This is a genomic window from Ruegeria sp. AH3 (assembly GCF_056536265.1).
Genome location: NZ_JBQFJL010000001.1, coordinates 3,378,981 through 3,394,567 on the forward strand (window position 1 = coordinate 3,378,981; position 15,587 = coordinate 3,394,567).

14 protein-coding genes are annotated in these 15,587 nt (G+C 57.7%); 11 read left to right on the forward strand and 3 right to left on the reverse strand.

Annotated elements, in window-relative coordinates; translation table 11 throughout:
- Positions 1–33 precede the first annotated feature (33 nt).
- Positions 34–4,275 carry a DNA-directed RNA polymerase subunit beta' gene (rpoC, locus tag ACR3EM_RS17005; RefSeq protein ID WP_480471821.1) on the forward strand — a complete coding sequence of 1,414 codons (4,242 nt, stop codon included), beginning with the start codon at positions 34–36 and terminating at the stop codon, positions 4,273–4,275.
- Positions 4,276–4,367: 92 nt separating this feature from the next.
- Here the strand turns inward: rpoC and fosX are convergent, their stop codons facing one another.
- A complete protein-coding gene (gene fosX, locus ACR3EM_RS17010; RefSeq protein ID WP_480471822.1) occupies positions 4,368–4,772 on the reverse strand; it encodes a FosX/FosE/FosI family fosfomycin resistance hydrolase in 405 nt (134 codons plus the stop codon).
- Positions 4,773–4,920: 148 nt separating this feature from the next.
- On the opposite strand from fosX, the gene ACR3EM_RS17015 reads away from it, so the two are divergent.
- The gene (locus ACR3EM_RS17015) at positions 4,921–5,790 is read left to right on the forward strand and encodes a DMT family transporter (RefSeq protein ID WP_480471823.1); all 870 of its coding nucleotides are present in this window, start codon (positions 4,921–4,923) and stop codon (positions 5,788–5,790) included.
- Here ACR3EM_RS17015 and ACR3EM_RS17020 read toward each other — a convergent pair.
- Positions 5,775–6,590, reverse strand: coding sequence for a putative rhamnosyl transferase (locus tag ACR3EM_RS17020; RefSeq protein ID WP_480471824.1), 816 nt, complete (start codon positions 6,588–6,590; stop codon positions 5,775–5,777). The two genes, ACR3EM_RS17015 and ACR3EM_RS17020, sit on opposite strands and share 16 nt — an antisense overlap.
- 396 nt (positions 6,591–6,986) lie before the next feature.
- Here ACR3EM_RS17020 and rpsL point away from each other — a divergent pair, with 396 nt between their 5' ends.
- The 4 genes from rpsL to tuf are packed head-to-tail and all read left to right on the forward strand — an operon-like array spanning position 6,987 to position 11,216.
- Complete coding sequence (gene rpsL / locus ACR3EM_RS17025; protein ID WP_005621086.1) at positions 6,987–7,358, forward strand: 30S ribosomal protein S12; 372 nt, start codon at positions 6,987–6,989, stop codon at positions 7,356–7,358.
- A 15-nt stretch (positions 7,359–7,373) separates the two neighbouring features.
- Positions 7,374–7,844, forward strand: coding sequence for a 30S ribosomal protein S7 (gene rpsG / locus ACR3EM_RS17030; RefSeq protein ID WP_010441203.1), 471 nt, complete (start codon positions 7,374–7,376; stop codon positions 7,842–7,844).
- A gap of 18 nt (positions 7,845–7,862) precedes the next feature.
- Complete coding sequence (gene fusA, locus ACR3EM_RS17035; RefSeq protein WP_480471825.1) at positions 7,863–9,980, forward strand: elongation factor G; 2,118 nt, start codon at positions 7,863–7,865, stop codon at positions 9,978–9,980.
- 60 nt (positions 9,981–10,040) lie between these two features.
- Positions 10,041–11,216: an elongation factor Tu gene (gene tuf / locus ACR3EM_RS17040; protein WP_480470656.1), complete on the forward strand. Its 1,176-nt coding sequence runs from the start codon at positions 10,041–10,043 to the stop codon at positions 11,214–11,216.
- 79 nt (positions 11,217–11,295) lie between these two features.
- Here tuf and ACR3EM_RS17045 read toward each other — a convergent pair whose 3' ends face one another.
- The gene (locus ACR3EM_RS17045; protein WP_480471826.1) at positions 11,296–12,171 is read right to left on the reverse strand and encodes a DUF4238 domain-containing protein; all 876 of its coding nucleotides are present in this window, start codon (positions 12,169–12,171) and stop codon (positions 11,296–11,298) included.
- Between the two features lie 238 nt (positions 12,172–12,409).
- On the opposite strand from ACR3EM_RS17045, the gene rpsJ reads away from it, so the two are divergent.
- From rpsJ to ACR3EM_RS17070, 5 genes are all read left to right on the forward strand, one after another.
- Entirely contained in the window at positions 12,410–12,724 is a 315-nt protein-coding gene (gene rpsJ, locus ACR3EM_RS17050) for a 30S ribosomal protein S10 (protein WP_008756422.1), read from the forward strand.
- 18 nt (positions 12,725–12,742) lie between these two features.
- Positions 12,743–13,468: a 50S ribosomal protein L3 gene (rplC, locus tag ACR3EM_RS17055; RefSeq protein ID WP_298391073.1), complete on the forward strand. Its 726-nt coding sequence runs from the start codon at positions 12,743–12,745 to the stop codon at positions 13,466–13,468.
- On the forward strand, positions 13,465–14,082 hold the full coding sequence (gene rplD / locus ACR3EM_RS17060) for a 50S ribosomal protein L4 (protein ID WP_480471827.1): 618 nt from the start codon (positions 13,465–13,467) through the stop codon (positions 14,080–14,082). Before rplC ends, rplD begins: the two co-directional genes overlap by 4 nt.
- Positions 14,079–14,375 carry a 50S ribosomal protein L23 gene (locus ACR3EM_RS17065; RefSeq protein WP_010437040.1) on the forward strand — a complete coding sequence of 99 codons (297 nt, stop codon included), beginning with the start codon at positions 14,079–14,081 and terminating at the stop codon, positions 14,373–14,375. The genes rplD and ACR3EM_RS17065 overlap by 4 nt, the downstream gene beginning before the upstream one ends.
- A 168-nt stretch (positions 14,376–14,543) precedes the next feature.
- Positions 14,544–15,578 (forward strand): fatty acid desaturase, encoded by a 1,035-nt coding sequence (locus ACR3EM_RS17070; protein WP_480471828.1) that lies wholly within the window; start codon positions 14,544–14,546, stop codon positions 15,576–15,578.
- Positions 15,579–15,587: the final 9 nt, after the last annotated feature.

The following is a 15,587-nucleotide window of genomic DNA, read 5'->3' on the forward strand; positions in this document are numbered from 1 at the left end:
CCGTCCCCCCTTCCGCAAGATTTGAGGTAACAAATGAACCAGGAAATCACCAACAACCCGTTCAACCCGCTGACGCCCCCGAAGGTGTTCGACGAGATCAAGGTCTCGCTGGCGTCGCCCGAGCGGATCCTGTCTTGGTCCTATGGCGAGATCAAGAAACCCGAAACCATCAACTACCGGACGTTCAAGCCTGAACGTGACGGTCTGTTCTGTGCGCGTATCTTTGGCCCGATCAAGGATTACGAGTGTCTGTGCGGCAAATATAAGCGGATGAAATATCGCGGCGTTGTCTGCGAGAAATGCGGTGTGGAAGTCACCCTGCAGAAAGTCCGCCGCGAGCGTATGGGCCACATCGAACTGGCCGCGCCTGTTGCACACATCTGGTTCCTGAAGTCGCTGCCGTCCCGCATCGGCCTGATGCTGGACATGACGCTGCGCGATCTGGAACGTGTTCTGTACTTTGAAAACTACGTCGTCATCGAGCCCGGTCTGACTGACCTGACCTACGGCCAGATGCTGACTGAAGAAGAGTACATGGACGCTCAGGATGCCTACGGCATGGACGCGTTCACCGCGAATATTGGTGCCGAAGCCATCCGTGAGATGCTGGCCCAGATCGATCTGGAAGCCGAAGCCGAGCAGCTGCGCGCTGATCTGGCCGAAGCGACCGGTGAACTGAAGCCCAAGAAGATCATCAAGCGTCTGAAGGTTGTTGAATCCTTCCTCGAGTCGGGCAACCGGCCCGAGTGGATGGTGATGACCGTAATCCCGGTTATTCCGCCGGAATTGCGTCCGTTGGTTCCGCTGGATGGTGGCCGTTTTGCGACTTCGGATCTGAACGATCTGTATCGCCGCGTCATCAACCGGAACAACCGTCTGAAGCGTCTGATTGAGCTGCGCGCGCCTGACATCATCGTCCGTAACGAAAAGCGGATGCTGCAGGAATCCGTTGACGCTCTGTTCGACAACGGCCGTCGTGGCCGCGTGATCACTGGCGCCAACAAGCGTCCGCTGAAATCGCTGTCGGACATGCTGAAAGGTAAGCAGGGTCGCTTCCGTCAGAACCTTTTGGGTAAGCGGGTCGACTTCTCGGGCCGCTCGGTCATCGTGACCGGTCCGGAACTCAAGCTGCATCAGTGTGGTCTACCCAAGAAGATGGCGCTGGAGCTGTTCAAGCCGTTCATCTACTCGCGCCTTGAAGCCAAGGGTCTGTCTTCGACCGTGAAGCAGGCGAAGAAACTAGTCGAAAAAGAGCGTCCCGAAGTTTGGGATATCCTCGACGAGGTGATCCGCGAACACCCTGTCATGCTGAACCGCGCGCCGACGCTGCACCGTCTTGGCATTCAGGCGTTCGAACCGGTTCTGATCGAAGGTAAAGCCATCCAGCTGCACCCGCTGGTCTGTTCGGCCTTTAACGCCGACTTCGACGGTGACCAGATGGCCGTTCACGTCCCGCTGAGCCTTGAGGCGCAGCTGGAAGCGCGTGTTCTGATGATGTCGACGAACAACGTTCTGTCGCCTGCAAACGGCGCGCCCATTATTGTTCCGTCGCAGGATATGATCCTGGGTCTGTACTATGTGACCCTGGAACGCGAAGGCATGCCGGGCGAAGGCAAGGTCTTTGGGTCTATCGACGAAGTTCAGCACGCGCTGGATTCCGGCGAAGTGCACCTGCACACCAAGATCACCGCGCGGATCACCCAGATCGACGACGAAGGCAACGAAGTTCAGAAGCGCTATGAAACCACCCCGGGCCGTCTGCGTCTGGGTGCTCTGCTGCCGATGAACAACAAGGCGCCGTTCGAGCTGGTCAACCGCCTGCTGCGGAAGAAAGAAGTGCAGCAGGTGATCGACACCGTCTACCGTTACTGCGGTCAGAAAGAGTCGGTCATCTTCTGTGACCAGATCATGTCGATGGGCTTCAAAGAAGCGTTCAAGGCAGGCATCTCGTTCGGTAAGGACGACATGGTCATTCCGGACGACAAGTGGGGCATCGTTGATGACACCCGCGGTCAGGTGAAGGACTTTGAACAGCAGTACATGGACGGCCTGATCACTCAGGGCGAAAAGTACAACAAGGTTGTCGATGCCTGGTCGAAGTGTAACGACCGCGTCACCGAGGCCATGATGTCGACGATCTCTTCGTCGGATCGGGCAGAGGACGGCTCCGAGCAGGAACCGAACTCGGTCTACATGATGGCCCACTCCGGTGCGCGTGGCTCGGTCACTCAGATGAAACAGCTGGGCGGTATGCGCGGCCTGATGGCTAAGCCGAACGGTGACATCATCGAAACGCCGATCATCTCGAACTTTAAAGAAGGTCTGACCGTTCTCGAGTACTTCAACTCGACCCACGGTGCCCGTAAGGGTCTGTCGGATACCGCTCTGAAGACGGCGAACTCGGGTTACCTGACCCGTCGTCTGGTCGACGTCGCACAGGACTGTATCGTTCGTGAGATCGACTGTGGCACCGAGCGTGCGATCACTGCCGAAGCAGCCGTGAACGACGGTGAGGTTGTCGCCTCGCTGGCGGAACGTGTGCTGGGCCGTGTGGCCGCAGACGATGTTCTGCGTCCGGGTACGGATGAGGTGATCGTGGCTGCAGGTCAGCTGATCGACGAACGTATGGCGGACACCATCGACGAAGCCGGTGTTGCCTCGATGCGCATCCGCTCGCCTCTGACCTGTGAGTCCGAGGAAGGCGTCTGCGCCACCTGCTACGGTCGTGACCTTGCACGGGGTACCATGGTGAACACAGGTGAGGCTGTCGGCATCATCGCCGCTCAGTCCATCGGTGAACCCGGTACGCAGCTGACGATGCGGACTTTCCACATCGGTGGTGTTGCGCAAGGTGGTCAACAGTCGTTCCAGGAAGCCAGCCAGGAAGGTGTCGTTTCCTTCGAGAACCCGCAGATTCTGGTCAATGCCGCAGGCGAAAGCCTCGTTATGGGCCGGAACATGAAGCTGGTGATCAGCGACGAACACGGCGAAGAGCGTGCCAGCCACAAGCTGGGCTACGGCTCCAAGCTGTTCGTCAAGGACGGCACCAAGGTGGCCCGTGGCGACAAGCTGTACGAATGGGACCCCTACACTCTGCCGATCATCGCCGAGAAGGCCGGTACTGCGAAATATGTCGACCTTGTTTCGGGCATCGCTGTCCGCGACGAGACTGACGATGCAACCGGCATGACCCAGAAGATCGTGATCGACTGGCGCGCTGCCCCCAAAGGCAGCGACCTCAAGCCCGAGATCATTCTGGTCGGCGAAGATGGCGAGCCGGTCCGCAACGATGCGGGCAACCCGGTTCACTATCCGATGTCGGTGGATGCGATCCTGTCGGTCGAAGATGGTCAGCAGATCGAAGCCGGTGACGTGGTCGCGCGTATCCCGCGTGAAGGTGCCAAGACCAAGGACATCACCGGTGGTCTGCCGCGTGTGGCCGAACTGTTCGAAGCCCGCCGTCCGAAAGATCACGCGATCATCGCAGAAGCCGATGGTTACGTGCGCTTTGGCCGCGACTACAAGAACAAGCGCCGCATCAGCATCGAACCGGCTGACGAGTCCATGGAGACCATCGAGTACATGGTGCCCAAGGGCAAGCACATCCCGGTCGCCGAAGGGGACTTCATCCAGAAGGGTGAATACCTGATGGACGGTAACCCGGCTCCGCATGACATCCTGTCCATCATGGGTGTCGAAGCGCTGGCGGATTACATGATCGACGAGGTGCAGGACGTCTACCGTCTGCAGGGCGTGAAGATCAACGACAAGCACATCGAAGTTATCGTGCGCCAGATGCTGCAGAAGTGGGAGATTCTGGATTCAGGCGACACCACCCTGCTGAAAGGCGAACATGTCGACAAGCAGGAGTTCGACGCAGCCAACGAGAAGACCATCTCGCGCGGCGGTCGTCCGGCTCAGGGCGAGCCGATCCTTCTGGGGATCACCAAAGCCTCGCTGCAGACGCGTTCATTCATCTCGGCGGCCTCGTTCCAGGAAACCACTCGCGTTCTGACCGAAGCCTCGGTTCAGGGCAAGAAAGACAAGCTGGTTGGCCTGAAGGAGAACGTCATCGTTGGTCGCCTGATCCCCGCCGGTACCGGTGGTGCGACTCAGGCCGTCCGCCACATCGCGCAGTCGCGTGACAACGTGGTGATCGAAGCCCGCCGGGAAGAGGCCGAAGCGGCCGCTGCTCTGGCTGCGCCGATGATCGACGACGATATGGTCGGTGACGAGTTGGATGTACTGGTGGAAACACCGGAAAGCCGCGAGTAAGCGCACTGAAAAGCTAAAAAAAGGCCCTGCAGCAATGTGGGGCCTTTTTCTTTGGTTGATCCGCCTCGTGCGCGGCCAGACCGCCACTGATTTCAATCTTCGGCGTACCGTATCAAGCGCTCTTGCAGCGTGCCGCTGTGCAGTTCAAACATATGGTTGTCGTGGTCATAGAAATAGATCGACTGACCTTCCCCCGGAACCCGCGCCCGGCCTTCCCGCAGTTCGAGGCCAAGCGATCGGATGCGCTGCAGCCTGTCCTCGTACTCATCCGCACCCATTTTAAAGGCGACGTGGTTATAGGTTTTCTGGGTTAACGGGTCGCCTTCCATTGCCGCGACCCAGACACCGCCGATGTCGAAGAAACGCTCTTTCGAGAGTGAGAAAGTCTTGTCGCCGCTGTCATAGACCTTACGCGCATCCAGAACTGTCGTCAGGATTTCTTCCATCTTGTCGAGGTCGGCTGTGATGAATGTTATGTGGCTCAGACCTTCGATCACGGTGCACCTTTTTGCTATCGTTGGGTTTCAGCATAACAGGGCGCGGGTCAAAGTCAGCGGGTTCTGTGAGCGCGGTCAATGATGAGTTGACATTGCAGCAGGCTGTCCGGCCAATGGTCGCAATAATTTAGGACCGGACCAAACCAGAATGACCCCAAATGTCAAAGGCGCGCTGTTGATGATGGGCAGCATGGCCGCCTTCACCGTAAATGACACGCTGGTCAAAGTCGCATTGCAGGATTTGCCGTTGTTTCAGATGATTGCGATCCGGGGCGCGGTGGCGACAGCTTTGGTCTATCTGCTCGCGCGCCATCTGGGGGCGTTAAATCTGGATTTTCCGCGCCACGATAAATGGCTGGTCGCGCTGCGGTGCGTCAGCGAGTTAAGCGCCACGTTTTTCTTTCTGACAGCGCTGAAGCATATGCCGCTGGCGAACGTGACGGCAGTGCTTCAGGCCTTGCCTTTGACGGTGACGCTTGGGGCGGCGCTGATCTTTGGTGAGCGGATCGGCTGGCGGCGCATCGTGGCAATCGCACTTGGGTTTTCCGGTATGCTGCTGATCGTCCGACCCGGCCCCGATGGGTTCAGCCTCTACGCATTCTATGCGCTGGTTGCAGTGGTATCGGTGACCGCGCGGGACCTGATCACCCGGCGCATGTCGGCCGAGGTCCCCTCGATGGTGGTTACGCTGGCCACATCGCTGACGATCACGGTGACCGCAGCGGTGGTTTCGGTCTTTGAAGGCTGGGTGCCGATACCTCTGGCGGCAGGCACCCTGACCGTTTCCGCGGCGGTGTTCGTGCTCGGGGGCTACCTGTTCAGCGTGATGGTCATGCGCGTGGGCGAGGTCGGCTTTGTCGCGCCGTTCCGCTATTCCAGCCTGATCTGGGCTTTGGTGCTGGGCTGGCTGGTTTTTGGCGACTGGCCCGATCCAGTGACGATGCTGGGGGCCACACTTGTGGTTGGCGCAGGGTTGTTCACCCTGTTCCGCGAAAGATCCACTCAAGCTGCCGAGTGAACCTGTCGGACCAGGTTCTGGTCGATCGCAAACCGCGCGATGAACTCACCTTCAAGCTCAGGTGTCAGTTCCGGGATTTCATCCTTGTTGTTGCGCGCGCGTTTGGAATCGTTGAAGCCATTGAGCGTGCGCACCCACATCGGTGCATCCGAATAGCTGAGTACCGGCATGAAGCGTCCGACGCGGTGGTGAGTGAAATTCATGATCGAATGGCTACAGCCACCCGCGATATACATGCCCAGCCCGACCCCCAGCAGAGGTTTATAGACCTCCGAGGTCCGCACGCCAGCCGGGCCAAATCGGGCGAGGAACCCGAGGCTATAGTCAATTCCGACCATTTGGTTGTTTGCCATCAACCCGGCCCCTTCCTGCGCCGCGATGCGCAGGCGTTCCACGAAATCAACGGACACCGCGTCATCGTCGTCATGTCGGAACTGGATGCAGGGTTGCTCGGGGTTGGCGCGGGCCGCGTTCAGGATCTCTTTCATGATCTGCCGGGGGCCGATCTGCGTGTCGGCAGATTTCTGAATGATCCGCACCTGACGCATCCCGGCAGTCAGGTCGTGCAGCCGGTCAAAGGCCGGCTTCGGCAGGCAATCCCCGATTACGATCAGGAATTCGAAATCCTCATCGGTCTGTTCGCGAAAACAGGGCAGGGTGGTGGCCTCGAACAGGCGAAAACGCTCTTCCAGACGGGCCGGGTTATAAAGATAGCGGCGGCGTTCTTCGACGGTTTCATGTTCGATCTGAAACCCGCCGAGGGCGGGGTAGGAAAAGCGGCACAGGCCGATGACTTGCATGATTCACCCGTCAGGAATGGCTTGGTCAAACTATGCCTTTGCGTTTTCCGGCCTGCAACCGGGCCAAAGGACTGGAATGGCGCAAGATACGCTGATAAATCAGCGCAATCCGGCGTCAGGGGCGTCCAGACCCGCGCGCTGTTGACACTTGGGCCGACTCCCCCTATTACGCGCGTCATCTCGGTACCGGGGGCCGCCCCATAACCGATTTCAGTAATGAACTGGTCAAGGCCCGGACACTTTTATCGTTCGCGCCCTCTGATAACAAACCGCGACGTTCACCTCGGAATGGGAACGCTCGCGGGTTTTGCGCTTGTGGACGCATGAGTGCAGCGAATTTAACCGCACGCAACCGCGTGCATGTCATGTGTGTTGCAAAACGGGGAAGAAACCGGAATGCCAACTATTCAACAGCTGATCCGCAAACCGCGGCAGCCCAAAGTAAAACGCTCGAAGTCCATGCACCTGGAGCAGTGCCCGCAGAAACGCGGCGTCTGCACCCGCGTGTACACCACCACACCGAAAAAGCCGAACTCGGCGATGCGTAAGGTTGCCAAGGTGCGCCTGACCAACGGGTTCGAGGTCATCTCGTACATCCCCGGTGAAAGCCACAACCTGCAGGAACACTCGGTTGTTCTGATCCGTGGCGGCCGTGTAAAAGACCTTCCCGGTGTGCGTTACCACATCCTGCGCGGTGTTCTGGATACTCAGGGCGTCAAAGATCGTAAGCAACGTCGTTCGAAATACGGCGCGAAGCGTCCCAAGTAAGAAGGAGAGGCTGATATGTCACGTCGTCACGCCGCCGAAAAACGCGAAGTCCTGCCTGACGCCAAGTTTGGCGATAAGGTTCTGACAAAATTCATGAACAACCTGATGATCGACGGCAAGAAGTCGGTCGCCGAGCGCATCGTTTACAACGCCTTTGACCGCGTTGAGAACAAGGTAAAGCGCGCTCCTGTCGAAGTGTTCCACGAAGCGCTCGACAACATCAAACCGTCGGTCGAGGTTCGCTCGCGCCGGGTTGGTGGTGCAACCTATCAGGTTCCGGTCGAAGTGCGCCCCGAGCGCCGCGAAGCACTGGCCATCCGTTGGCTGATCACTGCTGCGCGTGGCCGCAACGAAAACACCATGGAAGAACGCCTCGCCGGCGAACTGCTGGACGCTGTACAGTCCCGCGGTACCGCCGTGAAGAAGCGCGAAGACACCCACAAGATGGCCGAGGCGAACAAAGCCTTCAGCCATTATCGTTGGTAATCCGAGAGGCTTAGACCAATGGCACGCGAATATCCGCTCGAACTGTACCGTAACTTCGGTATCATGGCGCACATCGACGCAGGTAAGACCACCTGCTCGGAGCGTATCCTGTATTACACTGGTAAATCCCACAACATCGGTGAGGTGCACGATGGTGCAGCCACCATGGACTGGATGGAGCAGGAGCAGGAACGCGGCATCACCATCACTTCGGCTGCGACCACCACCTTCTGGGAGCGCACCGAGGACGGCCAGACCGCTGATACCCCCAAGCACCGCCTGAACATCATCGACACCCCCGGCCACGTTGACTTCACCATCGAAGTCGAACGCTCGCTGGCGGTTCTCGACGGTGCCGTCTGCGTTCTGGACGCAAACGCCGGTGTTGAGCCCCAGACCGAAACCGTGTGGCGTCAGGCTGACCGCTACAAGGTTCCGCGTATGGTTTTCGTCAACAAGATGGACAAGATCGGCGCAGACTTCTTCAACTGCGTTCGCATGATCGAAGACCGCACCGGCGCACGCGCTGTTCCGGTTGGCATTCCGATCGGCGCCGAGTCCGAGCTGGAAGGTCTGATCGACCTGGTCACCATGGAAGAGTGGCTGTGGCAAGGCGAAGATCTGGGCGCAAGCTGGATCAAAGCTCCGATCCGCGACAGCCTGAAAGACATGGCTGACGAATGGCGCGGCAAGATGATCGAAGCGGCCGTCGAAATGGACGACGACGCGATGATGGAATACCTGGAAGGCAATGAGCCCGACGTTGAGACCCTGCGCGCCCTGCTGCGCAAAGGTACGCTGGACATCGCGTTTGTTCCGGTTCTGGGTGGTTCGGCGTTCAAGAACAAAGGCGTTCAGCCGCTGCTCAACGCTGTGATCGACTATCTGCCCAGCCCGCTGGACGTTGTCGATTACATGGGCTTCAAACCCGGCGACGAAGAAGAAGTTCGTGACATCGCCCGTCGTGCAGACGACGACATGGCCTTCTCGGGCCTGGCGTTCAAAATCATGAACGACCCCTTCGTTGGTTCGCTGACCTTCACCCGGATCTACTCGGGCACCATGAACAAGGGTGACTCGATCTTGAACTCGACCAAAGGTAAGAAAGAGCGCATCGGTCGTATGATGATGATGCACTCGAACAACCGGGAAGAGATCGAAGAAGCGTTTGCAGGCGACATCATCGCGCTGGCGGGTCTGAAAGACACCACCACCGGTGACACCCTGTGTGACGCGAAGGATCCGGTGGTTCTTGAAACCATGACCTTCCCCGATCCGGTGATCGAGATCGCGGTCGAGCCCAAAACCAAGGGCGACCAAGAGAAGATGTCCCAGGGTCTGGCCCGTCTGGCCGCCGAAGACCCGTCCTTCCGTGTGGAAACTGACCTGGAATCCGGTCAGACCATCATGAAAGGCATGGGCGAACTTCACTTGGACATCCTGGTTGACCGTCTGAAGCGCGAGTTCAAGGTTGAAGCGAACATTGGTGCACCGCAAGTGGCCTATCGTGAAACCATCTCGATGCCGGTTGAGCACACCTACACCCACAAGAAACAGTCGGGTGGTTCGGGTCAGTTCGGCGAAGTTAAGCTGGAAATCCAGCCCACAGAGCCGGGCGAAGGTTACTCGTTCGAAAGCCGCATCGTTGGTGGTGCCGTTCCGAAGGAATACATCCCGGGTGTCGAAAAAGGCATCAACTCGGTTATGGACAGCGGCCCGCTGGCTGGCTTCCCTGTGATCGACTTCAAGGTTGCCCTGCTGGACGGTAAGTTCCACGACGTTGACTCGAGCGTTCTGGCGTTCGAAATCGCGGCCCGTATGTGTATGCGTGAAGGCATGCGCAAAGCTGGCGCGAAACTGCTGGAACCGATCATGAAGGTCGAAGTGATCACCCCGGAAGAATATACCGGCGGTATCATCGGTGACCTGACCTCGCGTCGTGGCCAGGTGTCTGGTCAGGAACCGCGCGGCAACGCAATCGCGATCGATGCGTTCGTTCCGCTGGCGAACATGTTCGGCTACATCAACACCCTGCGTTCGATGTCGTCGGGCCGTGCCCAGTTCACCATGCAGTTCGACCACTACGATCCGGTTCCGCAGAACATCTCGGACGAGATCCAGGCGAAATACGCATAAGCGAAGATTTGAGGGAGCTCCGGTCCGGGGCTCCCTTCATTACCGAAAAAGGAGGCCATCATGGCAAAGGAAAAGTTTGAGCGTACAAAACCGCACGTCAACATCGGCACGATTGGCCACGTTGACCACGGCAAGACCACGCTGACCGCAGCAATCACCAAGTATTTCGGTGACTTCAAAGCGTATGACCAGATTGACGGCGCGCCGGAAGAAAAGGCTCGTGGCATCACCATCTCGACCGCCCACGTGGAGTACGAGACCGACAACCGCCACTACGCACACGTCGACTGCCCCGGCCACGCTGACTACGTCAAGAACATGATCACCGGTGCTGCCCAGATGGACGGCGCGATCCTGGTTGTGAACGCTGCTGACGGCCCGATGCCGCAGACCCGCGAGCACATCCTGCTGGGCCGCCAGGTTGGCATCCCGAAGATGGTCGTGTTCATGAACAAAGTTGACCAGGTTGACGACGAAGAGCTGCTGGAACTGGTTGAGATGGAAGTTCGCGAACTGCTGTCCAGCTACGACTACCCCGGTGATGATGTTCCGATTATCGCAGGTTCGGCTCTGGCCGCGATGGAAGGCAACAACGCTGAAATCGGTGAAGAGAAGATCAAGGAACTGATGGCGGCTGTTGATGACTACATCGACACCCCTGAGCGTGAAGTTGACAAGCCGTTCCTGATGCCGGTTGAAGACGTGTTCTCGATCTCGGGCCGTGGTACCGTTGTGACCGGTCGTGTTGAGCGTGGCGTGATCAACGTTGGCGACGAGATCGAAATCGTCGGCATCCGCGACACTCAGAAAACCACCTGTACCGGTGTTGAAATGTTCCGCAAGCTGCTGGATCGCGGTGAAGCGGGCGACAACATCGGCGCCCTGCTGCGCGGTATCGACCGTGACGGCGTTGAGCGTGGCCAGGTTCTGTGTAAGCCGGGTTCGGTTACACCGCACACCAAGTTCGAAGCCGAAGCCTACATCCTGACCAAGGAAGAAGGCGGTCGTCATACTCCGTTCTTCGCGAACTACCGTCCGCAGTTCTACTTCCGTACAACTGACGTGACCGGCACCGTGACCCTGGCGGCTGGCACCGAGATGGTTATGCCCGGCGACAACGTCGGCTTCACCGTCGAGCTGATCGCACCGATCGCGATGGAAGACGGCCTGCGCTTCGCCATCCGCGAAGGTGGTCGTACCGTCGGCGCTGGTGTCGTTTCCAAAATTATTGAGTAATCACGGTAGGCCGGGCTTCAGACCGGCACATCGGTGAGACTAAAGAAGGCCGTCCCACAAAGGGGCGGCCTTCTTCAATCTAATCAGCAACTGATTTACCAGTTAAAGACTCAATTAGCTTTCTTGAGTGTGAGGCGATGCTTTGAGAGTTAGCAGCAGCGAACTGATTGATCTCTCTGATATGGTCTCGGCGTTCGTTGGTAACCAATGGAATTTCATTCTTAGGGTCTCTGAGTAGGACCAATGCTCGCTTCGGATGTATTGGCATCCAAATTTCCATATTTGGATTTACCAATCCGTTCGCACCACCGTTTCCAATACGGTACGCAATCATGCTGGACAGAATGAAAGAGTTATGAGTTGGGCTTATCGCCCAGCGGACACTAAAATCTTCCAGCGCTGCCTCCACCTTTGTAGAGCGCCTGATCATTCCTTGAACTCTGATATCTCTACCGTATCTTTTGAGTTCTACATGATCCTGAAGCAATTCTTCGAGCCGAGCTTGCTCAGTTTGGTCTAGATCACCCCTGGGGTCTCGAAGCATTTTCTCTACGAAATCACGACCTGCTAATGTGTCATCGTAGTCGTTTATGAAATCTGGTGACCTTTTGATTGTTTCGAACAGAAACAACCGAATGTTATGTAGAGCCTCCCCTGAGAATGTCGGAGCGCCACCCTTGTCGAAGGCAGCATTTACGTCGGTTAGCAGATGCCCCAAATAGTTGTCGATCGGCCCATAGAATTGTTTTTCTACGATGTCGGACGGAGCGCCGTCGTCCAATACTGTGTAGTAGTCTTTGATCTTAAAAGCCGACCTTGTATTTCGGCTTTCTGGTGGCAGGAAGAAACCATCAGAACCCTTTTCAGCGTACCAAATTTGCCCATGATCGTTTAAAAACTGCCTTTGCAACACCTGAGGCAAGAAATGATGGTTCTTTATGCGCTTGCTGCTCATTGGTAACCTTGAGACGGAAGTTTTGCCTGAGTGCGGCTTTTGATTGCAACACTAGGTACGGGAAGCGTTAGTGCCAACCCGATTTCCCCCTTGCCAAACCCCACCAACCCCACTAATACGCGCGAGTTCTCAACAAGAACATCAAGGCGGGGTGATTCCCGCCTTTTGGGTTCGATGAGGGTTGGCGATGCGCGTCTGTCCTCCTCTCAACCTCAACGCCTGATAAAAGGCTGTATCTATGCAAAGCCAAAATATCCGTATTCGGCTGAAGGCATTTGACTATCGCGTTCTGGATGCCAGCACGCAAGAGATCGTCAACACTGCCAAGCGGACCGGCGCGAACGTGCGCGGCCCGATCCCGCTGCCGAACAAGATTGAGAAGTTCACGGTTCTCCGTGGCCCTCACGTTGACAAGAAATCCCGCGACCAGTTCGAGATTCGTACGCACAAGCGTCTCTTGGACATCGTTGATCCGACCCCCCAAACCGTTGACGCGCTGATGAAGCTCGACCTCGCTGCTGGTGTGGACGTCGAGATCAAGCTGCAGTCGTAAGATCGGAGGGTATAGATCATGCGCTCTGGTATTATCGCAAAAAAAGTTGGCATGACCCGCCTGTTCATGGAAGACGGCAAGCAGATTCCTGTGACCGTTCTTCACCTGGACAACCTGCAGGTTGTTGCACAGCGCACCGCTGACAAAGACGGCTACACCGCCGTTCAGCTGGGCGCCGGTGCTGCCAAGGCAAAACGCACCTCGAAGGCCATGCGCGGTCACTACGCCGCTGCCAAGGTTGAGCCCAAGCGTAAGCTGGCCGAGTTCCGCGTCTCCGAAGATGGCCTGATCGATGTGGGCGCCGAGATTTCGGCAGAACACTTCCTGGAAGGTCAGAAAGTTGACGTTTCCGGTACCTCGATCGGTAAAGGCTTTGCCGGTGCGATGAAGCGCTGGAACTTCGGTGGTCTGCGCGCCTCGCACGGTGTTTCGATCAGCCACCGTTCGCACGGTTCGACCGGTCAGTGTCAGGACCCGGGCAAGGTGTTCAAAGGCAAGAAGATGGCCGGTCACATGGGTGCTGCCCGTGTTACCACCCAGAACCTGGAGGTTGTCAAAACCGACGCCGACCGTGGTCTGGTCTTCATCAAAGGCGCCGTTCCCGGACCGAAATCGGGCTGGGTTACCGTCAAGGACGCCGTGAAGAAGAAAGCACCCGAAGGTCTGCCGTTCCCGGCAGCCGTAAAAGGTGCCGCAACCGAAGCACCGGCGGAAGAAGCGCCCGCGGAAGGTGGTGAAGCATGAAACTTGATGTAATCAAACTGGACGGCGGCAAAGCCGGCGACATCGAGCTGGATGCAGACCTGTTCGGCCTCGAGCCGCGCGCGGACATCCTGCACCGTGTGGTCCGTTGGCAGCGTAACAACGCGCAAGCCGGCACCCACAAGGTCAAGACCCGCTCGGAAACCAGCTACTCGACCAAGAAGATCTATCGCCAGAAGGGCACCGGTGGCGCACGCCATGGTGACCGTAACGCGCCGATCTTCCGTGGTGGTGGTATCTACAAAGGCCCCGTGGTTCGTTCGCATGGTCACGACCTGCCCAAGAAGTTCCGCAAGCTTGGCCTGCGCCACGCTCTGTCGGCAAAAGCCAAGGCAGGTGAACTGGTTGTGATCGAGAACGCCGAAGCCGAAGGCAAGACCGCCGCTCTGGCCAAACAGGTTGCAAACCTGGGCTGGAAACGCGCTCTGGTCATCGACGGCGCGACCGTGAACGAGGGGTTCCTGAAAGCGTCCAAGAACATCGAAGGTCTGGATATCCTGCCGTCGATGGGCGCAAACGTCTATGACATCCTCAAGCGTGACACCCTGGTGCTCACCAAAGCGGCTGTCGAAGCACTGGAGGCTCGTCTGAAATGAGCGCGAAGGCAGAACACTACGACGTGATCCGCAAGCCGGTCATCACCGAAAAGTCGACCATGGCGTCCGAAAACGGCGCGGTTGTCTTTGAAGTGGCGATCGACAGCAACAAGCCACAGATCAAAGAGGCCGTTGAGGCACTGTTTGGTGTGAAGGTCAAAGCGGTGAACACCACCGTGACCAAAGGCAAGGTCAAGCGGTTCCGCGGCCAGCTGGGCCGTCGGAAAGACGTCAAAAAAGCATATGTGACCCTGGAAGAGGGTAACACCATCGACGTGTCCACCGGTCTCTGATCGAACCCGTCTTTGGAAAAAGATAAAGACCCCCGCGCAAGCGGGGGTTTTTCTTTGGCAACAACACCAAGAATTGAGCGCAAATCAGGCGACTTTCCCGGAATTCACTTGCTATCCCGGGCGGGGTGTCTATCCGGTTCCCTACAAGTAAGAAAACACGGCAGGCGCATGACCAAACCCTCTCTCTCGATCCGGGGCAACCCGAACATGACCTCGGCGCGGGATTGGGTCACGACACTTGCCAAGTATCGCGAACCCAACCAGTGGCGCAGCTCCTTTGAACTGGGTGTCAGCATTGTCCCCTTCTTTGCGCTTTGGACGCTATCCTGGATGTCGCTTTCGCTCAGCTACTGGCTGGCCTTTGCGATTTCCGTCCTGAACGCCGCCTTCCTGCTGCGGCTGTTTGCGATCCAGCATGATTGCGGGCACGGAGCGTTCTTCAAGAACCGTGCGGTTAGCGACTGGGTCGGACGGATAATCGGAGTGCTGACCCTGACACCCTACGACGTCTGGCGCCGGACACATTCCACGCATCACAACAGCTCGGGCAATCTGGACAAGCGGGGCATGGGCGATATCCACACTTTGACAGTGGCCGAGTATCAATCGAAAACGCCCATGAACCGGTTCTGGTATCGCGTTTACCGCAACCCCATCACACTGTTCGTCCTTGGCCCCGGCTATCTGTTTCTGTTTCAGAACCGCCTTCCGCTTGGTCTGACGGGGAGTGTCAGGTTCTGGGTCAGTGCGATGGGTACCAACGTCGCCATTTTGGTCGCACTTCTGGCGATCTACTATTTCGGTGGACTGATGCCGATGCTACTGATCTTCCTGCCCTCAACCCTGATTGCCGCAACGGCCGGTGTCTGGCTGTTCTACGTACAGCATCAGTTTGAGGACACGCACTGGGACCCCGATAAAGACTGGCAACTGCACGAGGCGGCCCTGCACGGAAGTTCCCACTACATCCTGCCCTCGGTGTTGCAGTGGTTCAGCGCCAATATCGGCATCCACCATGTACACCACCTGTACAGCCGTATTCCGTTCTATCGCCTGACCGAGGTGCTACGCGATCATGATGAACTGGCAAACAGCAACAAGATGACCATCCGGGAGAGCCTCGCCAACGCCCGGTTGCACCTGTGGGATGAGAAGAGCCGTCGCCTGCTGTCCTTCGCCGAGGCCCACGCGCTTTATGGGTGAGTGCGGGGA